The sequence below is a fragment of the Salininema proteolyticum genome (assembly GCF_042685645.1).
GTDB classification, from domain to species: Bacteria; Actinomycetota; Actinomycetes; order Mycobacteriales; family Micromonosporaceae; genus Salininema; species Salininema proteolyticum.
This window is the reverse complement of sequence record NZ_JBHUNX010000001.1, coordinates 3,100,220-3,124,219: the sequence shown is the minus strand read 5'-3', so window position 1 is coordinate 3,124,219 and position 24,000 is coordinate 3,100,220. Positions and strand designations below refer to the sequence as shown.

Annotated in this window: 19 protein-coding genes and 1 pseudogene; 15 read left to right on the top strand and 5 right to left on the bottom strand. The window is 69.0% G+C overall.

The genetic code is table 11. The features are described from left to right. Window positions 1–63 precede the first annotated feature (63 nt). The 3 genes and pseudogenes from ACFTE1_RS14425 to rsmD all read left to right on the top strand — a co-directional run bounded on the left by ACFTE1_RS14425 (window position 64) and on the right by rsmD (window position 4,555). Window positions 64–1,665, top strand: a complete 1,602-nt coding sequence (locus tag ACFTE1_RS14425) for a DAK2 domain-containing protein (RefSeq protein WP_380620745.1) — start codon at window positions 64–66, stop codon at window positions 1,663–1,665. A gap of 2 nt (window positions 1,666–1,667) precedes the next feature. Then, window positions 1,668–3,822 (top strand): annotated as a pseudogene (locus ACFTE1_RS14420) (ATP-dependent DNA helicase RecG). A gap of 172 nt (window positions 3,823–3,994) precedes the next feature. After that, window positions 3,995–4,555 (top strand): 16S rRNA (guanine(966)-N(2))-methyltransferase RsmD, encoded by a 561-nt coding sequence (gene rsmD, locus ACFTE1_RS14415; RefSeq protein ID WP_380620741.1) that lies wholly within the window; start codon window positions 3,995–3,997, stop codon window positions 4,553–4,555. Between the two features lie 25 nt (window positions 4,556–4,580). On the opposite strand, the gene ACFTE1_RS14410 is transcribed toward rsmD, so the two are convergent. Continuing rightward, on the bottom strand, window positions 4,581–5,429 hold the full coding sequence (locus ACFTE1_RS14410) for an RNA-guided endonuclease InsQ/TnpB family protein (RefSeq protein ID WP_380620739.1): 849 nt from the start codon (window positions 5,427–5,429) through the stop codon (window positions 4,581–4,583). A gap of 128 nt (window positions 5,430–5,557) precedes the next feature. On the opposite strand from ACFTE1_RS14410, the gene coaD reads away from it, so the two are divergent. The 5 genes from coaD to rnc all read left to right on the top strand — a co-directional run bounded on the left by coaD (window position 5,558) and on the right by rnc (window position 8,410). Continuing rightward, a complete protein-coding gene (gene coaD / locus ACFTE1_RS14405; RefSeq protein ID WP_380620737.1) occupies window positions 5,558–6,055 on the top strand; it encodes a pantetheine-phosphate adenylyltransferase in 498 nt (165 codons plus the stop codon). Between the two features lie 97 nt (window positions 6,056–6,152). Next, window positions 6,153–6,662 (top strand): hypothetical protein, encoded by a 510-nt coding sequence (locus tag ACFTE1_RS14400; protein ID WP_380621684.1) that lies wholly within the window; start codon window positions 6,153–6,155, stop codon window positions 6,660–6,662. A gap of 106 nt (window positions 6,663–6,768) precedes the next feature. Then, a complete protein-coding gene (locus ACFTE1_RS14395) occupies window positions 6,769–7,329 on the top strand; it encodes a YceD family protein (RefSeq protein ID WP_380620735.1) in 561 nt (186 codons plus the stop codon). 55 nt (window positions 7,330–7,384) lie between these two features. Beyond that, window positions 7,385–7,555, top strand: coding sequence for a 50S ribosomal protein L32 (gene rpmF, locus ACFTE1_RS14390; protein ID WP_380620733.1), 171 nt, complete (start codon window positions 7,385–7,387; stop codon window positions 7,553–7,555). 126 nt (window positions 7,556–7,681) lie between these two features. After that, window positions 7,682–8,410 (top strand): ribonuclease III, encoded by a 729-nt coding sequence (gene rnc / locus ACFTE1_RS14385; RefSeq protein ID WP_380620731.1) that lies wholly within the window; start codon window positions 7,682–7,684, stop codon window positions 8,408–8,410. Window positions 8,411–9,210: 800 nt separating this feature from the next. Here rnc and ACFTE1_RS14380 read toward each other — a convergent pair. Both ACFTE1_RS14380 and ACFTE1_RS14375 read right to left on the bottom strand, forming a co-directional pair. Continuing rightward, on the bottom strand, window positions 9,211–9,834 hold the full coding sequence (locus ACFTE1_RS14380) for a helix-turn-helix transcriptional regulator (RefSeq protein WP_380621682.1): 624 nt from the start codon (window positions 9,832–9,834) through the stop codon (window positions 9,211–9,213). A gap of 322 nt (window positions 9,835–10,156) precedes the next feature. Next, window positions 10,157–10,873: a CAP domain-containing protein gene (locus ACFTE1_RS14375; RefSeq protein WP_380620729.1), complete on the bottom strand. Its 717-nt coding sequence runs from the start codon at window positions 10,871–10,873 to the stop codon at window positions 10,157–10,159. Between the two features lie 379 nt (window positions 10,874–11,252). Here ACFTE1_RS14375 and ACFTE1_RS14370 point away from each other — a divergent pair, with 379 nt between their 5' ends. Both ACFTE1_RS14370 and smc read left to right on the top strand, forming a co-directional pair. Further along, the gene (locus ACFTE1_RS14370) at window positions 11,253–11,435 is read left to right on the top strand and encodes a hypothetical protein (protein WP_380620727.1); all 183 of its coding nucleotides are present in this window, start codon (window positions 11,253–11,255) and stop codon (window positions 11,433–11,435) included. A gap of 618 nt (window positions 11,436–12,053) precedes the next feature. After that, window positions 12,054–15,620, top strand: coding sequence for a chromosome segregation protein SMC (gene smc / locus ACFTE1_RS14365; RefSeq protein WP_380620725.1), 3,567 nt, complete (start codon window positions 12,054–12,056; stop codon window positions 15,618–15,620). Between the two features lie 21 nt (window positions 15,621–15,641). Here the strand turns inward: smc and trpD are convergent, their stop codons facing one another. Together trpD and ACFTE1_RS14355 are read right to left on the bottom strand one after the other, a co-directional pair. Next, window positions 15,642–16,703, bottom strand: a complete 1,062-nt coding sequence (gene trpD / locus ACFTE1_RS14360; protein ID WP_380620723.1) for an anthranilate phosphoribosyltransferase — start codon at window positions 16,701–16,703, stop codon at window positions 15,642–15,644. A gap of 120 nt (window positions 16,704–16,823) precedes the next feature. Continuing rightward, entirely contained in the window at window positions 16,824–17,213 is a 390-nt protein-coding gene (locus tag ACFTE1_RS14355) for a hypothetical protein (protein ID WP_380620721.1), read from the bottom strand. A 198-nt stretch (window positions 17,214–17,411) separates the two neighbouring features. Between ACFTE1_RS14355 and ctaE the strand changes: the two genes are divergently transcribed. The 5 genes from ctaE (at window position 17,412) to ACFTE1_RS14330 (ending at window position 23,932) form a co-directional block, all read left to right on the top strand. After that, on the top strand, window positions 17,412–18,029 hold the full coding sequence (gene ctaE, locus ACFTE1_RS14350; protein WP_380620719.1) for an aa3-type cytochrome oxidase subunit III: 618 nt from the start codon (window positions 17,412–17,414) through the stop codon (window positions 18,027–18,029). Between the two features lie 310 nt (window positions 18,030–18,339). After that, the gene (gene qcrC / locus ACFTE1_RS14345; RefSeq protein WP_380620717.1) at window positions 18,340–19,164 is read left to right on the top strand and encodes a cytochrome bc1 complex diheme cytochrome c subunit; all 825 of its coding nucleotides are present in this window, start codon (window positions 18,340–18,342) and stop codon (window positions 19,162–19,164) included. Next, window positions 19,161–20,342, top strand: coding sequence for a cytochrome bc1 complex Rieske iron-sulfur subunit (gene qcrA / locus ACFTE1_RS14340; RefSeq protein ID WP_380620715.1), 1,182 nt, complete (start codon window positions 19,161–19,163; stop codon window positions 20,340–20,342). Before qcrC ends, qcrA begins: the two co-directional genes overlap by 4 nt. Before the next feature lie 3 nt (window positions 20,343–20,345). Continuing rightward, a complete protein-coding gene (gene qcrB / locus ACFTE1_RS14335) occupies window positions 20,346–21,971 on the top strand; it encodes a cytochrome bc1 complex cytochrome b subunit (protein ID WP_380620713.1) in 1,626 nt (541 codons plus the stop codon). A 68-nt stretch (window positions 21,972–22,039) separates the two neighbouring features. Next, a complete protein-coding gene (locus tag ACFTE1_RS14330; RefSeq protein ID WP_380620711.1) occupies window positions 22,040–23,932 on the top strand; it encodes a M48 family metallopeptidase in 1,893 nt (630 codons plus the stop codon). Window positions 23,933–24,000 lie beyond the last annotated feature (68 nt).

Here is a 24,000-nt window from a genome sequence, read left to right as displayed (position 1 = left end):
CGGGACCCGAGGGCCCCGCGGCTCTTCCCTTCCCGCCCGCCGACCGGAGTATCCTGGTCAACCGTGGCAGACAAACCGGAACTCCCCGACGCCGACCGCAACGCGGCGGCCATAGACGCCGACGTCCTCCGCCGCTGGGCGGACCGGGCGTCCACCGCGCTGGCCGCGCGCCGCGGCGAGATCGACGAGCTCAACGTCTTCCCCGTCGCCGACTCCGACACCGCCACCAACATGCACGCGACCCTGGTCGAAGCCACCTCCGACTGCGATCCCGGCCTCGGCGTCCCCGGCCTCCTCGACCACGCCGCCGGCCGCGCCCTCGTCGCCGCGCGCGGCAACTCCGGCGTCATCCTCGCCCAGATGATCGCGGGACTCGCCGACGCCTGGACCACCGACACCGTCGGCCCCCAGCAGTTCGCCACCGGCCTGCGCCGCGCCGCCGACAGCGCCATGGCCGCCGTCGCCCAACCGACGGCCGGCACCATCCTCACCGTCGCCGAGACCGCGGCCACCGCTGCCGCCAACGCCTCCTCCCTGGGTCTCATGTCCACCGTGCGGGCCGCCGCCGAGTCGGCCGCCGACGCCGTGGCCGCGACCCCGCAGCAACTGCCGGCACTGGCCCGCGCCGGCGTCGTCGACTCCGGCGCGCTGGCCTTCACCCTCATCCTCGAGGCCCTCGTCGAAGCGCTCGGCGGATCGAGCCCCGGCGGCGCCTCCGCGCTGCTCCAAGACCGCCAGGAGGCCCGGCCCACGCCGGTCGAGCCGGTCGTCCGCGAAAGCGGCTCGGAGACCTTCGAGTACGAGATCCAGTACCTCCTCGAAACCCCCGACGAGGCCATCGAGGGCCTGCGGACGCGCCTGTCGGACCTGGGAGACTCGGTCGTCATCGTCGGATCCCGCGCCCCCCACGACGACTCGGGACGCAAGACCTTCAACGTCCACGTGCACGCCAACGACGTCGGCGCCGCCATCGAGGAGGGCATCGACCGCGGCCGCGTCCGCCGCATCGCCGTCACCCGCTTCGACGACGCCCTCGCCCCCGCCGTGCGCCGCGACCGCTCCACCATCACCGTCACGCGCGACTCGGCCCTGTTCTCCTTCCTCGGAGAGCAGGGCAGCCTCGTCTCCGACGGCTCCTCCGCCGAAGAGGTCCTCAGCGTCATCCACCACTCGGGCGGGGCGGAGATCATCGTCCTCGTCGACGACCCCTCGCGGCACGACGCCCTGCGCGTCGCCGTCCGCATCGCGCGCTCCGAGGGATACCGCATCGCCGTCATCCCGACCCTGTCGGTCATGCAGAGCATCGCCTCCCTGGCCGTCGCCGACCCCGAGGCCAGCTTCGACGACGACGTCATCGCCCGCGCCGAGACCGCCTCCGCCTGCACCGGAGTGACAGTCGCCGCCGACGCGGACGGCTACACCGCCGAGTCCGGCGGCGAGATCGTCGCGCAGGGGCCCGACCCCCTGGCCGTGGCCCGCGAGGCGGTCGACCGCTACGCGGGCGACGGCGCCGAACTGCTCACCTTCCTCACCCCCGCCCGGGGCGGCGCCGACGACATTGTCGGTGCCCTGAGCGATCATCTGGCAGAGACCTGGCCGGAGACCGAGACCCAGTGGCTCGGAGTCCACGGCCTCACCGCGATCCTCTACATGGGAGCAGAATAGAGATGAAGGTGGACTTCTCCACCCGCCTGCGCGACGTCCTGGGCGCCCAGACGGCCTCCAAAATGGCCGAGCGCCTCGGACTCCACACGGCGGGCGACCTCCTCGAGCACTACCCGTCCCGCTACTTCCACCGCGGCGAGCGCACCGAGCTCGACGAACTGGTCATCGACGAACAGGTCACCGTCATGGCCCAGGTGAAGGCCGCGGTCACCAAGCCGCTCAAGAAGCGGGCCAAGAACGGCCGGGAGCTCAAACTCCTCGAGGTCACCGTCGCCGACGCGCGCGGGCGCAGCCTCACCCTCGCCTTTTTCAACCAGCCCTGGAGGACCAAGGAGCTCCAGATCGGACGCTGGGGCCTCTTCGCCGGGAAGGTGAGCGCGTTCCGCGGGCGGCTCCAGCTGCAGAGCCCGGAGGCGCGCATGTTCGACGCCCCCGACGAAGAGTCCGCCGAGGGCTTCGCCGGAGGCGTCATCCCCGTCTACCCCTCGGCAGAGGGACTGCCGACGTGGAAGATCGCCCAGAGCGCGGGCATCGTCCTCGACACCGTGACCGCGCCGTCCGACCCCCTCCCCGGCGAACTCCGCCGGCGCCTGGGGCTCGCCGGATACTCCGAGGCGCTGGAGAAGATCCACCGGCCCGCCTCCTCGGCCGACCTCGCCCGGGCCCGCAAACGGCTCAAGTGGCAGGAGGCGTTCGTCATCGAGACCGCCCTGGTCCAGCGCAAGAACGCCGACGACTCCAAGGCCACGGCGCGCCCGCCCGAACCGGGAGGCCTCCTGGAGAAGTTCGACCGGAACCTCCCGTTCGCCCTCACCGCCGGACAGGAGGAGGTCGGCGGGGACATCGCCGCGGCTCTCGCTTCCGAGCGCCCCATGCACCGCCTCCTCCAGGGCGACGTCGGCGCCGGCAAGACCGTCGTCGCGCTGCGCGCCATGCTCCAGGTGGCCGAGTCCGGCGGCCAGGCGGCCCTCCTGGCGCCCACCGAGGTGCTGGCGTCCCAGCACTTCCGCTCGCTGTCCGACATGCTGGAACTGGCCTTCGACCCGGGCGAGGTGCCCATCGAGCTGGTCACCGGTTCGGCGAAGGCCGCCGCTCGCCGCGCGTCACTGACCGCCGTCGCCAGCGGCGCCGCCCCCATCGTCGTCGGCACCCACGCGCTCCTATTCGACGAAGTCGCGTTCCGGGACCTGGGCCTGGTCGTGGTCGACGAGCAGCACCGCTTCGGCGTCGAGCAGCGCGACGCCCTGCGCGCCAAGTCCGAACGGCCCCCCGCACACGCTGGTCATGACCGCCACTCCCATTCCGCGCACGGTCGCCATGACCGTCTACGGCGACCTGGACGTCTCGCGTCTGACCGACCTGCCCGCCGGGCGCTCCCCGATCGCCACGCACGTCGTCCCCGCCGGGGACGAACGCTGGACCGGCCGCATGTGGGAGCGGTTCCGGGAGGAGGCCCGAGCCGGGCGGCAGGGTTATGTCGTCTGCCCGCGCGTTGGCCCCGACCCTGGTGACGCGGAGGCGCCCGACGACGCGGCCGACGAGGACGACTCGATGCCGTCGGTGCGGGACACCTTCACCGAGCTGTCCGAAGGGCCGCTCTCCGGGCTCAGGGTCGCCCCGCTGCACGGAAGGATGGATCCGGACGAGAAGAACCGCACCATGTCCGCTTTCGAGCGCGGGGAGATCGACGTGCTGGTCGCGACGACCGTCATCGAGGTCGGCGTGAACGTCCCCAACGCCACCGCCATGGCCGTCCTCGGGGCCGAGCGCTTCGGGATCAGCCAGCTCCACCAGTTGCGCGGCAGGGTCGGCCGGGGCCGCCAACAGGGACTCTGCCTCCTGGTCACCGGTGCTCGGCCCGGTACCCGCACCCGGGAGCGCCTCGACGCGGTGGCCTCCTCCACCGACGGTTTCCACCTTGCCGAGCTCGATCTGGAGCAGCGCCGGGAAGGGGATATCCTGGGAGAGGCCCAGTCCGGGAGCAAGTCCCACGTCCGGCTGCTGTCGCTGCTGCACGACACCGACATCATCGAGGCCGCCCGCGAGGAGGCCGAACGGCTCCTGGCCGCCGACCCCGGCCTGGATTCCCAGCCCGTGCTGGCCTCCCTCGTCGGAGGGCTGGCCGAGGACCGGGGCGACTATCTCCAGAAGGGGTAGGAGGTCGTCGGCGGCCTCCGCCCGCGACCGGACGGTCTCAGCGGGCCTCCGCACCGCGCGGGCCGGGCTCCCACGGGATCCGCTCTGTGGCGGTGGACGGGGACCAGAGGCCGCCCCGCGCGGGCCGGCCCCCGCGGCCCTATCCTCGGGGGAGAGAACAGAAAGGCTGACAGTGACCAGAATCATCGCCGGGACGGCGAAGGGCCGACGGCTGCGCACTCCCGCGGGAGACCGCACCCGCCCCACCTCCGACCGCGTCCGCGAGGCCCTCTTCAGCGCCCTGGCCCCCGGCGGCGACCTGGAGGACCTGCGCGTCCTCGACCTCTACGCCGGCTCCGGGGCCGTCGGGTTGGAGGCCCTCTCCCGGGGCGCGGCCCGCGCGGTCTTCGTCGAGTCCCACGCCCCCACCGCCAAGCTCATCCGACAGAACGCCGACGACCTGGGATTCGGCGACCGGGTCCAGGTCGAGCGCGCCTCCGCGACGACGTTCGCGGCCGCCGCGGCGGGCGAGAAGTTCGACATCGTCTTCGCCGACCCGCCCTACGACGTCCCCGATGAGACGGTCGCCGCGCTCCTGGCCGACCTCGCCGCGAACGGCTGGCTCGCCCTCGACGCGGATCTGGTCGTAGAGCGGGGCGGCAAGCACTCCACGGTCGAGTGGCCCGAGGGCGTCTCTCCACGCAGGCACCGGAAGTACGGGAGTACTACCCTTTGGTACGGTGACTATTCTTGACATCCCTCCCGAGTCGGCAATCGGCTTAACGAGCGGGTTCCTGCTTCGTCGCACTGCGCCCGCGCCTTGCGGGTCCTACCTGTGCTCCACAGGCGTTTTGCGCCTCCGCATGTCCTGCGGCGGCGAGGCGTCTCCCCTCACGCCTGGCCTTGTCCCGGTTCTTCGAGCCCTTCCGCCGGCGCGACAGTGCCCTCTGGGCATTCCTCAGCTTGCGCTCCATGCGGCGGAAGAACCCGGGGGAGGTTTTAGTCCTCCCGCCCCGCATGACCGCGAATTCCTTCAACCCCAGATCGATGCCGGTCTCGGCGTCGGGATCCGCGATCGGCTCGAGAAGCTCCGCCCCGTCCTTGACGGCCACCACGAAGGAGACATAGTACCTCTCGGCGGGAGTCTTGATGATCGTTGCCGAGCTCGGGTCCGAGGGCAGGTCGCGTGACCAGGCGACACGCAGTTCTCCGACTTTGGCGACGAACAGGCGGCCGTTCTCTCTGACCTGGAACCCCCGGCGGGTGAACCGTGCGGCCTGCCTGTTCGAACGAGACTTGAAGCGAGGCGGACCCACCCGGGGGCCCCTTCGCCTCCCGGCCATGGAATCGAAGAAGGCACGGTAGGCTTTATGGCAGTCGCGCAACGCCTGTTGCAATGGAACCGTGGAAACCTCCGACAGCCATGACCTCTCCGGAGTGGTCTTCGCCCAGGTGATCAATCGCCGGTCCAGCTCGGCCGTCGACGGGTACCGCTTTCCATTCCGGTAGGCTGCCTGACGGGCAGCTATCGCGTCGTTGTACACCACACGCACGCAGCCGAAGGTCCGCGCCAGCACTCCGCGTTGCCGCGCGGTCGGATAGATCCGGAAACGGTACCGGAGAAACATGCCACCACCCTACGAAAGAGGTCCGACATGGCCTGTTCGAGTCAGCAGAGGCCGCTCCGCCTGCTTCCCGCGATTCGACTTGCGGAAAGTTCGCCGTTCGAAGGAACGGTCGCGAGCAGGAGGCAGTCGTGAAACCTGAAGCCCGGCGGGCCGTGTGCCCCGGATCTTTCGACCCCGTCACCTACGGACACCTCGACATCGTGGGCCGCAGTGCCCAGCTCTACGACGAAGTGTGGGTGGCGGTCTTCCACAACGCCTCCAAGAGCGGGCTGTTCGATGTCGAAGAGCGCCTCGAACTGCTCCGCGAGACCACGGCGGACATGCCCAACGTGAAGGTGGCCTCCTTCCAGGGGCTGGTCGTCGACTTCTGCAAACAGCACGAGGTCGGCATCATCGTCAAGGGCGTCCGCGCCGTCTCCGACTTCGACTACGAGCAGCAGATGGCCCAGATGAACTTCGGCCTGGGCGGCGTCGAGACCCTCTTCATGCCCACCAACCCGCTCTACTCGTTCCTGTCCTCGTCTCTCGTCAAGGACGCCGCCAAGTGGGGCGGGGACATCGACTCCCACGTGCCCGACGTCGTGGCCCGGCGGCTCCACGCGAAGTTCGCCCCCGAACAGGGCTGAACCTCGTCCGCCGCCATGCCGAATGTGGCGATTATCAGTCAGAATCGATAAAGTGGGACAGAATATCCCCATGACAGAATCCGATGGGAGCACGCCGGTGGGTCCGCTTGACCGGATAGAAGAGTTGATCGCCTATGTGGAGGCCGCGAAGGCCGTACCCATGTCGCGCGCGTGCCGTGTCGACAGAGGCGAGTTGATAGCCATGCTCGAGGAGCTCCAGGCGGAGCTTCCCGCGGACATCCGCCGCTCCGAGGTCATGCTCGCCGAACGCGACAAGATCATCAGCGCCGGCGAGAAGGAGGCCGAGCGGATCATCGCCGAGGGAGAGGGCGAGCACGCCCGCCTCGTCTCGCAGCACGAGATCACCGTCTCCGCCGAGCACGAGGCCTCCCGGATCATCGGCGAGGCCCGCGAAGAGGCGCAGCGCCTGCGCGACGAGGTCGACGAGTACGTCGACACCACCCTGGCGAACTTCGAGCAGTTCCTGCAGCGCGCGGTCTCGGGCGTCGAGCGCGGGCGGGACAAGATGCACGCCCTGCGCGAGATCGGCACCTTCAACCCGCCCGAGCAGGAAGAATCCGAGGAGAAACCCCTTCCGCAGTTCTGAGCGGCTGACGGGTCACATCGAACCCTCACTCTTTGGAGGGCCCGGACCCGGTGCGCTATCATTGCACGTCGGCTCAACAACACCTGCAAAGGACGGCGCTCACAAGATGGCCTCACTCGCAATCGATCCCGCTCGAGGGCTCGTCGTGGACACCGCTCCCCTGGAGCGGGCCGCCGGCGTGTCCGAGCCTCTGGTCGGCGAGGTTCCCATCGCGGAGGACATGGGCCTCGACATGATCAAGGTCCCCGCCCGCTCGGCGTTGTCGCTCGACCTTCTCCTCACGGCCGTCTCCGAGGGAGTCCTGGTCACAGGCGAAGTGACGGCGGACGTCACCGGGGAGTGTGCGAGATGTCTCGCTCCCATAGAGGACGCCCTCACCGTCGATCTGCAGGAGTTGTACGCTTATGAGGGTTCCACGACAGACCAGACCACCGGCACGGACGAGATCGCCCGGCTCGACGGTGACCTCCTGGACCTGGAACCCGCCGTCCGCGACGCGCTAGTCCTGGCCATGTCGGCCTCCCCGGTCTGCCGGGAGGACTGCCCGGGCCTTTGCGCCGACTGCGGACGTCCGTGGGACGAGTTGCCCGACGACCACCGGCACGACAAGATCGACCCCCGGTGGGCGGAACTGGAAAAGCTCCGCGGACAAGGCGAGGACGCCTGAAGCTTCCCCGCCGAACCGAGACCAATGACCCATCACTTATCAAACGGAGATTATCGTGGCTGTTCCCAAGCGTCGTATGTCGCGCTCGAATACCCGGCACCGTCGTTCCCAGTGGAAAGCTGCGGCGGTCCGTCTCGTTGACTGCCCCCAGTGCCATGAGCAGAAGCGCCCGCACCACGTGTGCGAGAACTGCGGCACCTACAAGGGCCGGGAAGTCCTGGCCTGATCGCCGGACTCTGAAGTCTTGAAGCCTCCGCCCCAGCAAGGCGGAGGCTTATTCATGTGCGGGGCGGGCGCCCGCGGCCAAACGCCCGAGGCTAGGGACAAGTACAGAACTCCCGGGGGTGAGACCATGGCAGCACGCTCGATCGACGAGGCCGTGCGGTATTTCGAGGCGGTATTCGGGGTCAAGGACCTCGATCCGGACCTCCTGGGGCTGGCGCTCACCCACCGTTCCTACGCCTACGAGCACGGCGGCATCCCCACCAACGAGAGGCTGGAGTTCCTCGGGGACACCGTCCTGTCGGTCTCCATCTCGACGCTGCTGTACCGCAACTACCCGCACCTGCCGGAGGGGCAGCTGGCCCCCATGCGCGCCTCGGTGGTCAGCATGAAGGCGCTCGCCGACGTGGCGCTGCGCCTCGGGGGAGACGGCATCGGCCCGTTCCTCCTGCTGGGCAAGGGCGAGGAGAACGACGGCGGTCGCGAGAAGGCCTCGATTCTGGCCGACGCCACCGAGGCCCTGCTCGGGGCCGTCTACCTCCAGTACGGGCACACCGTCGCCGAGCGCGTGGTCCGCCAGTTCTTCGGTCCGCTCATCCGCGACGCGGCGGGACAGGGCGCGGCCCTGGACTGGAAGACCTCGCTGCAGGAGCTGACGGCCGACCACGGCATGGGAGTGCCGCGCTACTGGGTTACCGAGACCGGTCCCGACCACGCCAAGGAGTTCACCGCGTGGGCCGAGGTGGCCGGCGAGGAGTTCGCCGAGGGCACGGGTTCGTCGAAGAAGGACGCCGAGCATCGGGCGGCCGAGAAGGCCTGGCGCGCACTGGCCGGGCGTCTCGGAGTCGAAGACTCGTAAAGGACCCTCGCACCGCTGGGAGGACAGAGCTCCGGTGCCGATGACGGTCGTCCTCTCCCCTTTTGGACGCTCGTGTCGCCGGGCTTCGGCTTGAGCCGTCATTCTCGCTGCAGGGCGCAGGGCGCAGGGCGCAGGGCGCAGGGCGCAGGGCGCAGGGCGCAGGGCGCAGGGCGCAGGGCGCAGGGCGCAGGGCGCGGCGTTCGGATTCGTCAAATTTCCCTGCATTGTGAAATTACCGCTCCCGTTCAGCGGCGGGCCCCATCTTTCATGAGCTGTCACAGTGGCCGTGAGGCGCTGAGAGGTCTTTTCGGCCGAGCAGGGCCGGAGGGAAGTCTCTTCGGTCGGCAGAGGGCCGACTGCGGTTCTCGGGGCCGCACAGCGTGCCGGCCGGGTGCCGCGTTCCCGTCACGGAGGACGCGGGCTCCGAGGGGCGTATGCGAAGTGCCCTCGATTCTTTCATTCGATCAGCGGACCGATCCGGGTCCGCGCCGCGTTCACGGGGCCTCAACACGCCATACGGACCGATCCCCGGACCGATCCGGGTCTGCGCCGTGATTCCCGTGTCGGCAGTGGTCTCGGGGGCGAGGGTACGACCGTCTGAGGTGTTCGCCGCGTTGTCTTCGGGCATGGGGGTGTTCGGCGGCGGCCGTGAGCCGAGTGCCCCTGGGTGAGATCCTCCTGGCGGAGTCGCGTCGGTTCCGTGGTCTTCCAGCATTGTCCAGCGGCCGTTGTCCGGGACGAACCCCTCCGCGGGGACTCGCAACGGCCGTCCACTCTGGATGTCAATCTCTAGGGACGGCTCAACTCCACTGCGGGCGCGTCACCTGCGTCTGGTCGAGCCCGTAGTTCAGCGCGAACGCGACCGCTCCCAGGCGGGAGGACACTCCGAGCTTGCCCAGGACGTTCTGGATATGGGAGCGCACGGTCGAGACCGAGACGCCCATGTCGCTGGCCATGTGCTGCGTGGCCTCCCCGTTGACGATCCGGCTCAGCACGTCCCCCTCGCGCGGGGTGAGGTGGTCGGCCAGGGTCCTGGCGGCGGTGGGGCCGAGGAGCGTCGTCGGTCCCAGGGCGGCGTGCAGCAGCACCGGGTCGTAGTAGTGGCGTCGGCCCCGCATGGAGCCCAAGGCGGCCTCGGTGATCTCCGAGGCCCGGTTCAAAGTGGAGATGATGCCTCGGGCGCGGACGGCGAGCGCGTCCTTGAGCGCGGTGCCGTCCTCCCGGTCCGTGATGAGGAAGACCGGGCGCGGTGCGGACTGGAGGGCCTTGGGGCGGGCGATGGCCTCGAGGGCGACGACGCTTCCGTCGACGTCGGTGGAGCACAGGATGTCACGGGGCGAATTGGCGATGATGACGGTGTGGTGGCGCTGCTTCAGCTGGGGGATGATGCTCGCACTGAACATGTGGCTGGGGTCGTACAGCATGATTCGCACGGGTGGTACCTCGTCCTTCCGGTGATTGCTGGAACGCTCGGCAAAGTTCCGCGAGCGATGAGGACGGAGCCCAGGCGGCCCGTGCTCGTCGGGTGGCAGTCCGCTCGCGGTGTCTTGCTCGGTGCGGTTTCTTTGCGGTTACAGCACTTGCGTTTGCAGCCCGCTATCTCAGAATGACCGGTGGTGAGCATCGAGTCTAGGGTTGAGTCAGATGGACGACAGACGCCTGTTTTCCCCGGCCGCACCCTTGATGCGGCGGTTCACTTCAGGTATATTATGTTGCCCCGCAGGGGGAAACAGGGTGACGTATCGGTTACCAGCCGAAGTTCTGCACCCAGTAGGGGATCCCGTCACCGGTCAGGTAGTACCCGGTGCCGATGAAGTTCCAGTCGCACTTGAGGATGTTCGCCCGGTGGCCGGGGGAGTCCATCCACGCCTCCATGACCTCTTCGGGGGAGCGCTGTCCCTTGGCGATGTTCTCGCCGACCCCGGCGTGGAAGCCGGCCTCGGCGGCCCGGTCGCCGACGCTGCGCCCGTCGAGCGAGTCGTGGTCGAAGTAGTCGTTGACGCCCATGTCCTCCGCGTGCCCTTCGGCGGCCGCGGTCAGTTCGGGCGAGACCTCCAGCGGGCCGCAGCCGTTCTCGGCGCGCCTGTCGTTGACGAGCTCGATGACGGCCTCGGAGTTCGTGGGCTCGGGCGCCTCGGACTCCTCGGGGGGAGGTCCGGTGTCCTCGGGGGAGTCGTCGGGCTCCGGGTCCTCGGTGGCGGGGTCTTCGACCGCCTCGGTCTCCGCGGCGTCGGGTTCGGGGGAGCCGGTGGGGCCGGGGTCCGGTTCGGCGGAGGACTCGATCGAGGGGGAGGGGGCGTTCTCCGCCTGCGGAGAGTCGTGATTCTCGCCTCCGTCGGCGCCGGTGGCGAGGGTGATTCCCACGACCGCGGCGATGGAGACGGCGAGTGCGGCGCTGAGGCCGAAGCCGTAGCGCATGGGTTCGGGGGAGCGGTGGCGTCCGGGGAGGATCTGGTGCGTCATTCGGAACTCCTCGTCAGCGAGGCGCGCGGGGAGGGGCGCCTGGGTCCGGGACGGGGTGTGGGGCCGACTCTATCAGGTCGTGAATATAACGAATCATGCGCTTAATTGGTAACGATGAGTATTGGGGTGATATCCGCCGCAGAATAGTGTGATGTGCCGAAAAATCCGGTACCCCGAGGTGGATTAACACCCGCAAATGTGTAAAGCTTGACGAGGACGGCCTTTCAGGCGGATCATAAGTGGTAACGGTAGGTATTCGAAAGACGACCGTGCCCGAATCGAAGCGACCGGCTTCTGTGAATTCCATCGACAATCAAAGATGCGGCGCCATTGGTGCGCGATCCAGCGTTTCCGGGTGTCGTCATCGCAAGGAGAGATTATGGCGAAAGCCCTGTACGGTCACCTCACCAAGGCGCCGAACAAGCGTCTTGCCGACGAGGTGGTTCAACTACGTGCGCGAGTCCGCAGTCTGGAGAGCGAGCTGGCCGAACTCCGGGCCAGAGAGAGCGTCTCCGCCGACGAGGAGGAACTGGCACGCATCCCAGAGCCTGCCCTTCCTTAGTATCGGCAGCCACCGCCCCGGACAGTGAAGGGCGGACCGCCCGGCGACGAGCCGCGGGCGAACAAGTGCACATGAGAAAACAGCGCGCCGGAAGTCACCACCGGCGCGTTTGTCATGCCGGGACCACCGTCCCCGGTGCGGAGGCGGCCGCCGGGCCCCACGGCGGCGAGCGTCGGCAGGAGCCCGCCGCGTTGGCGGGAAGCGGCCGGTCGACGGCGGAAACGGGCGACCGCGGCCACGGGGTCCCCAGGGCGCGAACAGTTCTTCCCGGGCCGGCGCGTCCGTTCCCCAGAACTGTTCCACTCGTGGGAGAAGTGTTCACCTCGCGAGTGAACATCCATTTTGCACAATTCTTCCGAGGGCCTTCCCCGGTTCCCTTTCCCGTGACCCTAGAGTGTTAGATGAGGGACCAATCGGCCTCGATGCCGACCGGTCGCCGCGCTCGTCCGCTAGAATCAGACAGTTCCGCCCTCCGGACCCAGCGGGCCGGGACCCGCCGAACGGACCTCGACCGGGTAGAGCACCGTCTCCACCGGGCCGAGCGGACGCGGGGAACCCGAACGCGCCGGAGCGGAACGCCGACCTCGCCGTCTCGCGTCCCACACGGAGTAAGACCCAGTGCATCTCAAGAGCCTCACGCTCAAGGGCTTCAAGTCCTTCGCCTCCTCGACCACGCTCCGGTTCGAACCCGGCATCACCTGCGTCGTGGGGCCCAACGGCTCGGGAAAGTCCAACGTCGTCGACGCCATCGCCTGGGTGCTGGGCGAACAGGGCGCCAAGAGCCTGCGCGGCGGCAAGATGGAGGACGTCATCTTCGCCGGCACCTCCGGCCGCGCCCCCCTGGGCCGCGCCGAGGTCACCCTCACCATCGACAACTCCGACGGCGCCATCCCCGTCGACTACAGCGAAGTCGCCATCACCCGCCGCATGTTCCGCTCCGGCGAGGGCGAGTACGAGATCAACGGCGACCGCTGCCGTCTCCTCGACGTCCAAGACCTCCTCTCCGACGCCGGCATCGGTCGCGAGATGCACGTCCTGGTCGGCCAGGGCAAACTCGACTCCTACCTGCACGCCCGCCCCGAGGACCGGCGCGCCTTCATCGAAGAGGCCGCCGGAGTCCTCAAGCACCGCAAGCGCAAGGAGAAGGCCCTGCGAAAACTGCAGGGCATGCAGGGCAACCTCGACCGCCTCACCGACCTCACCGAGGAGCTGCGCCGCCAGCTCAAACCCCTGGGCCGCCAGGCCAGGCTCGCCCGCCGCGCCCAGACCATCCAGGCCGACCTGCGGGACGCCAGGCTCCGCCTCCTGGCCGACGACCTCACCCGGTTGCGGGACGCGGTCCACGAGGACGAGGCGAACGAAGAGGCCGCCTCCGAGCGCCGCGAGCTCCTGGAAGGCGAGACCGAGAAGCTCAACCGGGAGATCACCGAGGCCGACGCCGCCCACAAGAACGACCGGCCGAGACTCGAACGCCTCCAGGAGACCTGGTACAACCTCCAGTCGGTCGCCGAACGCCTGCGCGGCACCCGCCAACTGGCCACCGAGCGGGCCCGCTTCCTCACCTCCGACTCCGCCGCCCAGCGGTCGGGCCCCGACCCCGAGGAGATCGAGGCCGAGGCCGAGTCGGTCACCGAGACCGAGATCGAACTGCGCGAGACCATCGCCGAGGACACCGAGCGGTTCCACGAGGCCACCGCGGTGAGGCAAGAGGTCGAAGAGCGGCTCACCGAGGCCGAACAGGCCATCGTCACCGCCACCCAGGCCGCCGCCGAGCACCGCGAGGCGCTGGCCACCCTGCGCGGCCAGGTCGACTCGAGCCGCTCCAAGGCCACCGCCGCCGCCGAAGAGCACGAGCGCGCGACACTGGCGCTCAACGAAGCGAGGGAGCGGGCCGAAGCGGCGGCCGAGGAGGCCGCCGAGGCCGCCGACGCCGAACTCGGCGCGGAGGCCGAAGGCGACCTCGCCTCCGAACAGCGCCTGCAGGAGCTGGCCGACGAGCTCGAAGTGCTCACCGAGCAGAAGAACGAGCTGACCGACCGGCTCCACCGCCACCGGAAGGACGCCTCCTCCAACGAGGCGAGGGCCGAGGCCCTGGCCGTGGGGCTCAAGAGGAAGGACGGCAACAGCCGCGTCCTGGCCGACCTGGGCGACCGGGACGACGTCCTCGGATCCCTCGCCGTGCACACCACGGTCCGGCCCGGATACGAACCGGTCCTGGCCGCCGCCCTCGGCCAGTACGCCAACGCGATCGCCGTGAAGGACGACTCCGCCGCCGCCCAGGCCATCGGGCACCTCCACGACGTCGACGGCGGTCGGGCGCACCTGGTCCTCACCGAAGGCTCGCCGCGCGACGCCGTCGAGATCCCCTCCCGGCTTACCCCCGTCGCCTCACTGGCGAGCACCTCGGACGCGCTCTCCGAGACCCTGCGCCGAGTCCTCGCCGGCCACGTCGTCGCCGACGACATGGACCACGCCCGCGCCATCGTCGCCGAAGACCCGGCGCTCACGGCGGTCACCAAGGACGGCGACATCCTCTCCGCCTCGCACGCCACCGGCGGCTCCGACCGCGTCGAGAGCCTCATCGAGATCCAGGCCGAGGTCGACCGCGCCCGCACCGCCCAGGAGACCGCCGAGACCGCCCTCGAGGAAGTCGAGGGACGACTCGAGACCCTGGCCTCGCGCATGGACGCCGTCAGCACTGAACTGCACGGCCTGCAGGCGGACCTGAAACAGCGCGAAGAGACCGTCCGCAAGGCCCAGACCGAGGCCGCCCGGCACCGCGCCCAGACCGAGGCCGCCGCCAAGGCCGCCGCCGCCGAGGTCGGCCGCCTGCAGCAGACCGCCTCCAAGGCCTCCGAGGCACGCGACGAGCACCTCGCCCGTCTGGAGACCCTCCAGGAGGAACTCGAGACCGCCGAGGAGACCGAGGAACCGGAGGTCCCCGACTCCGCACAGCGCGACGGACTCTCCCGCGAAGTCGAAGCGGCCCGGCAGAATGAGATGGAGATCCGCCTCGCCGTCCGCACCGCCGAAGAACGCGCCACCGCGCTCGCCGGCCGCGCCGACACCCTGCGCCGACAGGCCGCCGCCGAACGCGAGGAACGCGAGCGGACCGCCGCCCGAGCCGCCCGCCGCCGCCACGCCGCCTCCGTCGCCACCGCCGTCGCCGGAGCCACCGACACCGCCCTGGAACACCTCGAACGCTCCCTCGTCACCGCCGCGACAGAGCGCGACGAACTGGCGAAGGTCCAGACCGCCCGCGAGGCCGAGCTGACCGAACTGCGCCAGAAGACCACCACCCTCCAGGCCGAGCTGGAGCGCCTCACCGAGGCCACCCACCGCGAACAGCTCGCCCGGGCACAGCAGAAGGCCCGCATCGAGACCCTGGAGACCAAGGCCACCGAGGAGTTCGGCGTCGACATCGAGACCCTGCTCGGCGACTACGGGCCGGACAACGACCTCCCGCCGACCGCCGACGAGGTCGCCAAGGCCGAGGAGAAGGAGAGGCCCGAGCCGGAGCCGATCCCCTTCGACCGCGCGGTCGTGGAGAAGCGCGCCGCCAGGGGCGAACGGGAGCTCAAGTCCCTGGGCAAGGTAAACCCCCTGGCCCTGGAGGAGTTCGCCGCCCTGGAGGAGCGCTACAAGTTCCTCCACGAACAGCTCGACGACGTCAAGAAGACCCGCTCCGACCTCCTCGGCGTGGTCGACGAGGTCGACAAGCGCATCGAAGAGGTCTTCATCCAGGCCTTCGAGGACACCGCCCGCGAGTTCCAGACGGTCTTCCAGACCGTCTTCCCCGGCGGCGAGGGCCGCATCTTCCTGACCGACCCCGAGAACCTCCTCGCCACGGGCGTCGAGGTCGAGGCGCGGCCCCCCGGCAAGAAGGTCAAGCGCCTCAGCCTGCTCTCCGGCGGCGAGCGGTCGCTGACGGCGGTGGCGCTCCTGTGCGCCATCTTCCGCGCCCGCCCCAGCCCCTTCTACCTCATGGACGAGGTCGAGGCGGCGCTCGACGACGTCAACCTGGGGCGCCTCCTCGAACTGTTCAAACAGCTGGAGGAGAACTCGCAGCTGCTCATCATCACCCACCAGAAGCGCACCATGGAGATCGCCCACGCCCTCTACGGCGTGACGATGAGAAGCGGTGTCACCCAGGTCATCAGCCAGAAGTTCACCGGGGAGGAATAGCCCGGCGCGGCAGACGCCGCATCAGGCCCCGGTGAACGCCGCCCAGCGGTCCACCAGGTCGGCGGCCGAACCCGAGTCGACCGCGCCGGCGGCCCTCTGCAGGCCCACCGAGACCGCCTCGTGGCGAACGGAGTCGTCCGAGAGGTCGGCGCCCGAGTCGTGGGACGCGGCGGCGGCGATCGCGACGGCCGCGTTGAGCAGGACGGCGTCCCGCACCGGGCCGCGCTCGCCGGAGAAGAGGGACCGGGCCACCCGGGCGTTGAACTCGGCGTCGCCCCCGCGCAGCGCCCCGGGGGCGGAGCGGTCGATCCCGAACTCGCGGGAGTCGATGACGGCCGTGACGACCTCGCCCTGGGCGGTGGTCAGCCAGATGTCGGTCGGCGCTCCGGTGGAGACCTCGTCGAGCCCGTCCTGTCCGCGCGCCACGACCGCGGTGGCCTTGCGCTCGGCGAAGACCCCGGCCATCAGCGGCGCCTTGGACTCGTCCGCGCAGCCGATGAGCCCGGCCGGCGGGCGCGCCGGGTTCGTCAACGGCCCCAGCAGGTTGAAGACGGTGGGGATCTTGATCGCGGCCCGCGCCGGCCCGGCGTGGCGCATGCCCGGGTGGAACGACCGGGCGAAGCAGAAGGCGATGTCGAGCTCCTCGGCGGCGGCCCGCACGGAGCGGGCGTCGCCCTCCAGCTCGATGCCGAGCGCCTCCAGCAGGTCGGCCGACCCGCACTTGGAGGACGCGGCCCGGTTGCCGTGCTTGACGACCGGCACGCCGGCGGCGGCGGTCACGAGGGCGGCCATGGTGGAGATGTTCACCGAGTGCGAGCCGTCCCCGCCGGTGCCCACGATGTCGACGAAGGTGCGCAGGTCGAGGTCCAGCGGGGTGGACTCCAGGTACATGCGGTCGGCTATGGAGCGCAGCTCCGTGAGCGTCTCGCCCTTGGCGCGCAGCAGGACGGCGAAGGCCGAGAGCTGGGCCTCGGTGGCCTGTCCGGTGATGATCTCGCGCATCGCCCAGTCGGCCGCGGTCGACTCTAGGTCCTCTCCCGCGGCGAGGTGGGAGAGGACTTCCTGCCAGGTGCTACCGGTCATGGTGGTCCTCCTTGCGATGAAAAGCGTCCACCGCCTATCTTACGGTGGCGACCTCATCGCAAGGAGTGACGACGCGGCGTGCTCACGGACTGGGAGATGTGATAACGATTCGGTAACATCTTAGGAGAGCAGAAGGTCGGTGATCCTCCGGGCGGTCCCGATGGGGTCGAGCGGGTGGGTCAGCACCGCGTCGGCGCCGGACCAGGCTCCCAGCCACTGGTCGGCGTCGCGGGCCACGACCACCGCGCTCTTGGGCGGCCGCTCGGTCTCGTCGCGCATCTGCCGCACCGCGCCCAGGCCCCCCATGGGCTGGGCCTCGCCGTCGAAGATCACCAGGTCGATGGAGTATTTGTCCAGGGCGGCAACGATATCGTCGTAGTCGGTGGCGCTGTAGTACTCGAGGGACACGTCCTCGGCGGGGTGCGTTCCGATGGCCGAGCGGATCTGCTCGATGACGGAATCCCGGTGGCTGTAGACCAGGACGGAGAATTCTTTCACTGAGGTACTCACAGACTGCATATTAATCCTGCCACATTCGGAGGAGGCTCCGGGCGTCGCGTTACGGTTCGTCGATGTGTCCGGAGCGGTGCCGAAGCCGTGGTCACGCCCGTGACCTGCACAAGATAGACGGGTGTGACTCCTACGATCGGGTAGCGACACGCGCAAAAATCCGACCCCTGCACAAATGACCGGGGGCGGACCGTAATAATGAGTACCGTGACTTCCGCTGAAGCAACAATCGACCCCGGCCGCATACATTCGCTGACAAGGCCCAACGTCGTCAGCGTCGGCACCATCGTCTGGCTTAGCTCTGAACTGATGTTCTTCGCCGGGCTCTTCGCCATGTTCTTCTCGATCCGCGCCGCGGCTCCAGAACTGTGGGAGACCGGATCGGAGCACCTGGACGTGGCGTACGCGCTGCCGTTCACCGTCATCCTGGTGCTGTCCTCGGTGACGTGCCAGATGGGCGTGTTCGCGGCCGAGAGGGGAGACGTCTACAAGCTCCGCCTCTGGTACACCATCACGTTCGTCATGGGCCTCGTCTTCGTTCTGGGGCAGGCCAACGAATACCGCAACCTCATCAACGAGGGCTTCACGATCTCCGCCGACGGCTACTGGTCGATGTTCTATCTGACCACCGGCTTCCACGGCCTGCACGTCATCGGCGGCCTCGTCGCCTTCGTGTACTTCCTCATCCGCACGATCATGGGCCGCTTCACTCCCGCCCAGGCGACGGCGTCCATCGTGGTCTCGTACTACTGGCACTTCGTCGACTTCGTGTGGATCGCCCTGTTCTTCATGATCTACTTCCTCGAGATGATCTAAAGTCTCCAGGCTTCGGGCACGGGCGCGTCCAACGGGCGCGAGACCGGTCCCGAGCGCTCCGGCGCTCTCCCGTCAGCAGCGGCCGCGGCGGAGGTCCCCCGCACCTCGAAGCGGCGCAGACAACTGAATCCAGCCGTCACGGCTCCGCCGTGATGCACAATGGCAAGACGCATGGTCCACGCCGCCCGGTGCCCGCAGCGGTGTCACAGAGACGATCGTGGACAATGTTTCCGGACGGCTGCCGGTACCCGGCGGCAGCGCCGACGAGAATCCCGCTCGTCGGACTGACAGATAAAGGTGAGGCAATCACGTGGCTGCAACAGCGAAGCGGCGGCCTGGCTGGAGAAGGCGCGCAGGTGCCATCTCCCGCTTTGTCGGCGCGTTGGTCATAGTGGGCGCAATCTACTCGGTGGGCGCGCCGAGTCTTTATGCCCAGGAAAGCACAGACGAATCGAGCGCGTCCGAAGAGGCGCTGCCCGCCGACGTCGAGACCGGCAAGGAGCTGTACGACTCCAGCTGCATCTCCTGCCACGGCGCCAACGCCGAAGGCATCGAGGGCCGCGGCCCGAGCCTCATCGGCATCGGAGAGGGCTCGGTCGAGTTCCAGGTGAACACCGGCCGCATGCCCATGGCGAACCAGAGCGCCCAGGCGCCCGCCAAGGACCCGATGTTCAACGAGGAGGAGGCCGCGCAGATCGCCGCCTACATCGACTACATCGGCGGCGGATCCAAGACGGCCGAAGACCTCGACTCCATGGTCGAGAACGCCGACATCGCGGCCGGCAACGAGCTGTACCGCGTCAACTGCTCCTCCTGCCACGGCTACGCCGGAGGCGGCGGCGCGCTCTCGTCGGGCGCCCACGCCCCGGACCTGAGCACCGTCTCGGGCGAGGAGATCTACCAGGCGATGCTGACCGGCCCGCAGAACATGCCCGTCTTCGCCGACAACGAGCTGACCCCGGAGCAGAAGGCCGAGATCATCGCCTACGTCCAGTACATCGTGCAGGACGACAAGGACCCGGGCGGCGCCTTCAACCTGGGCCGATTCGGCCCCTCCACCGAGGGACTGGCCGTCTTCCTCGTCGGCATCACCTCGCTCATGATCGCTACGCTGTGGATTGCAGGTAAATCGTGACCGCCCAAGAGCCCAAGAACGACGGGGTCGACCTGAACGACCCGAAACTCAGCCGGTTCGACGTCTTCCGCGAGGGTCTCCGCCGCGACGGCATCGAGATCCTGCACTACGAGCCGCGCTACTCCAAGCCGGGGACGAAGGACGAGAAGCGCATGGAGCGCATCGTCGGCTTCCTGTTCCTCCTGGCCGGACTGTTCTCGCTGGCCTTCCTCGCCGCCTACATCTGGTGGCCGTGGGAGTACGGCGACGGCGCCGGCGGCTGGGGCGACCCGTCCCGCTCCTACACCACCGTCATCGGCGTCTGCTTCGGACTGGCCCTGCTGTTCTTCGCGCTGGCCGTCCTGACGTGGGCCAAGAAGCTGCTCCCGGTCGAGGAGCTGGTGCAGGAGCGCCACGACGGCCCCTCCGACCCGGAGGACCGCAAGATCGCCGAGGCCACCGTCGACACCATCGTCGACGACATCGGCGTCAAGCGCCGCCCCTTCCTCAAGAAGGCCGCCCTGGTGGGCGCCGCCCCGCTGGGCGTCGCCGCGATCGCGCCGCTCGGCGGCCTGATCAAGGACCCGGGCGACATGCTGACCGTGACCGGCTGGAACCCCGAAGAGGCCTCCAAGCCCGAGCACGTCGAGGACGCCGGAAACTTCGAGGGCCGCAAGTACGTGCGCCTCATGATGCGCGACGGCAAGCTCGTGCGCCCCGACATGGTGTCCACCGGCGGACAGATCACCGTCTACCCCGGTTACGAGCACGGAGCCTCCAACAAGGAGGCCCTCGCCCCGACTCTGCTCATCCACCTCCGCGAGGAGGACGCCGAGCAGCTGCGCGAGAACCTCTACCCGATGTACGAGCAGGTGAAGGTCGAGACCGGCAACGGAGAGAAGGAGATGCCGGCGATGTTCGGCAACTTCGTCGCCTACTCCAAGATCTGCACGCACGTGGGCTGCCCCGCCAGCCTCTACGAGCAGCAGTCGCAGCGCCTGCTGTGCCCGTGCCACCAGTCGCAGTTCGACGTGGTCGACAACGCCGCCCCGGTGTTCGGCCCGGCGACGCGCCACCTGCCCATGCTCCCGATCGCGGTCGACGAAGAGGGCTACCTCATCGCCACCAGTGACTTCCTGGTCCCGCCCGGACCGGCGTTCTGGAACCGCCCGTCCCTGCCCGAAGGGTGGGAGGAGTAAACCGTGAAGACGAAGAAGCCCGAGCGCGAGGCGCTCTCGGTGAAGGCCGGAGGGGAGCTGGACGACCGGTTCCAGCTCGCCAAGCCGACCCGTCACATCCTCAACAAGGTCTTCCCCGACCACTGGTCGTTCCTGCTCGGCGAGATCGCCCTGTTCTCGTTCATCATGCTGCTGCTGTCGGGAACGTTCCTCGCCCTGTTCTTCGAGCCGAGCATGGCGCACGTCGTCTACGACGGCTCCTACGTCCCGCTGCAGGGCATCGAGATGTCCCAGGCGTACAAGACGGCACTGGACCTCTCCTTCGACGTGCGCGGCGGACTGTTCGTCCGCCAGATGCACCACTGGGCCGCGCTGCTGTTCATGGCGTCGATCCTGGTGCACATGCTGCGCATCTTCTTCACCGGCGCGTTCCGCAAGCCGCGTGAGACGAACTGGATGATCGGCATCCTGCTGTTCTGGCTGGGCTTCACCGAGGGCTTCGCCGGCTACTCGCTGCCGGACGACGGCCTGTCGGGCACCGGTCTGCGCATCGCCGAGGGCATGATGGAGTCCATCCCGTTCCTCGGCCCGTGGGTCTCCGCCGCCCTGTTCGACGGCGCCTTCCCCGGTGAGATGATCATCACGCGCTTCTACATCGTGCACGTGTTCATCCTGCCGCTGATCATGCTGGGCCTCATCGTCCTCCACGTGGGCCTCGTCTTCGCGCAGAAGCACACCCAGTGGCCGGGACCGGGCAAGACCGAGCACAACGTGGTCGGCTTCCGCATGTTCCCCAACTACGTGATGAAGCAGGTCGGCTTCTCGGTCATGGTCTTCGGCGTCATCGCGCTGATGGCCGGGCTCTTCCAGATCAACCCGATCTGGCTGTTCGGACCGTACGAGGCCTCCGTGGTCTCCTCCGGTTCGCAGCCCGACTTCTACGTCATGTTCATGGACGGCATCATCCGCATCTTCCCGGCCTGGGAACTGCGGTTCAGCATCGGCGAGTTCTACTTCGTGCTGCCGGCGGTCTTCTGGCCGTTCCTGGTGGGCATGGGCATCTTCGTGATGCTGCCCCTGCTGTACCCGATGATCGAGCGCCGCATGAACAAGGACCGCGGCCACCACAACCTGCTGCAGCGTCCGCGCGACATGCCCGTCCGCACCGGCCTGGGCGTCATGGTCTCCAGCTTCTGGGTGATCGGCACGCTCAACGGCGGCAACGACGTCTTCGCCGAGAAGTTCGACATCTCGCTGAACGCCATGACCTGGTTCGGCCGCATCGGCCTGGTCCTGATCCCGGTGATCCTCTACTACCTCACCTACCGGATCTGCCTGGGTCTGCAGCAGCACGACCGCGAGGTCCTGTCGCACGGCGTCGAGACCGGCATCATGATGCGCGACCCCGACGGCCGCTTCTACGAGGTGCACCAGCCGCTGGCCGAGCCGGACGAGCACGGCCACACCGAGCTGGAGTACAACGGCTGGACCGTTCCGAAGAAGATGAACCGCCTGGGCGCCCTCAAGCCGGCGCGCAAGGGCTTCTTCCGCCCGATCGAGGACGAGCCGTCCGAGGACGGCAAGGGACGCGGGGAGGTCGCCGGCGACGATCAGGAAGAGATCGAGTCCGGCTCCGAGCCCAAGAAGTAACCGCTCAACGAGAGAGGCCCGCGGGGAGACCCGCGGGCCTCTTCGCGTTGTGGCCTACGATGGCGGACATGAGCCTTCCCTCGGAATCGGCGCGGTCCGCCGCCGGGCGTGCGACGGTCGGATTCCTGCTCCTGTGCGGGTTCTACGTCGTGGCCCTGGCCGTGGCGGGGGTCGTCGGCCTCCTCGCCTACCTCGTCTTTCAGAACTCGTCGAGTCTGGGGACCACTAAGGCCGTGTACGCCGCCGCGGCTCTCGTCGCGGTCATCGCCGGTGCCCTCTGGCGGTCGCTGCGCGTGCCGCCCTTCGCGCCGAAGGGCGTCGCCGTCACCCGCGAGGAGGCTCCCGAACTGTGGGCGGAAGTCGAGGAGCTCGCTCGGGAAGCCGACACCCGGCCGCCCGACGAGATCCGGCTCGACGCCGACTTCAACGCCGGGGTCGTCGAGGAGGCCAAGGCCCTCGGGCTCCTCGGGGGCAGGCGCCACCTGTCCATCGGGCTTCCGCTGGCCCTGTGCCTCAACGCTTCCCAGCTGCGTGCGGTGCTGGCCCACGAACTGGGCCACTTCTCCGCCTCGCACACCCGCCTGGGCGTGGTCAACATGCGGGGCGGCTACGCCGTCGGACTCCTGCTCCGGGCGCTCCGTTCCCGCCCGTACAACCCAGCGACGTGGGTGTTCAAGGGCTACGCGCTGTTCTATTCGGCCGTGTCCAACGCGATCCGCCGTTCCCAGGAGCTGGAGGCCGACCGGATCGCCGCCGTCGCCGCGGGGTCGAGCGCCATGCGGAGCGCGTTGCGCGACATGGAGGCGTACTCCGCCGGGTGGCAGGTGTTCCTGTCCGACTACCTCCACTGGTCCATGGCCGCCGGCGTCCGTCCGAAGGAGCCCTTGAGCGGATTCCCCCTCCTGGTCGAAGCGCGTTCCACGGCCATCGACGCCTTCTACGAGTCGCGGATGCGGGAGCAGCGGACCGGGTGCCACGATTCGCATCCGGCGACGCTGACCCGTATCGCGGTCCTGGCGGGGCTGCCCGATGGGGAACGGGCCGTGGACGAGAGGCCCGCTACCGCTCTCATCGACGATTTCCCCGTTCGGAGGGCCGAAGTCGAGCGGGACTGGCTGGGGGACGAGTCTTCCGCCCTGGACTGGGAGACGGCCGGGGCGGAGGCGATGGACCGCCGGACCGCCGAGGCCGCCGACCGCGCCTACCGGGCGCTGGCGCGAGCCGGCGGCAAGGAGGGCGCGACCTTCGACGACTTCCTGACCGCTCTGGAGGAAGCCTCCTCCAGAGGGCCCCTGGCGGTCGAGGAGTACCTGGACCATCTCCGCACGCACCATTTCCCGGACGAGGGGGCGGCGGCCCTCATCGCCAGGACCGCCCGCGAATCCGGCGCCATGCGGTACCGGCTGCGGTGGGACGCCGGTATCGACGCGGTGGGGGCGGACGGAGAGCCGTTCCCGGTCGAGGAGCTGGCCGCCGTGGCCCTCGACGCGGGCCGTGGAGAGGCCGCTTCGCTACGGCCGTACCTGGAGGCTCTGGGAGTCGACGTCGCCAAGGGCGTTCCGTCCGAGGGCGATACGACCGCCGAGGCCACCAAGGAGCGAGCGGAGCTGGTGGCCGGGCTGCACCGGGCCAAGCTCGGCCGCAAGGACGTGCACCTCTTCGTCGCCACCACGGGACTGCTGTTCCTGCCCTTCGCACGTGGGCTCGGGCGCGGCGACGAGGAACTGCGGATCCTGGTGGACAGGGCCGGATCCTTGCGGGCGCTGGCGGAAAGGGACGGCGCCGTTTGGCTGCCCTACGAGGAGATCGTCTCCGCCGATATGAAACTCCGGTTGCACCTCCACGTCACCTTCACGACCTACGACGGTCGGTCCTTCACGGTGCGGGAGAAGGAATCGGGGAACGACAGGATAGGGGATCCGGTAGAGGTCCTCGGGCAGCTCGCCGTCCGCCACGCCTGAGGGCGGGGCGGACCGGTGCCGGGCGGTCGATGAGTTCTCTCGCACCCAGCTCGCAATGCCTGGCGGCG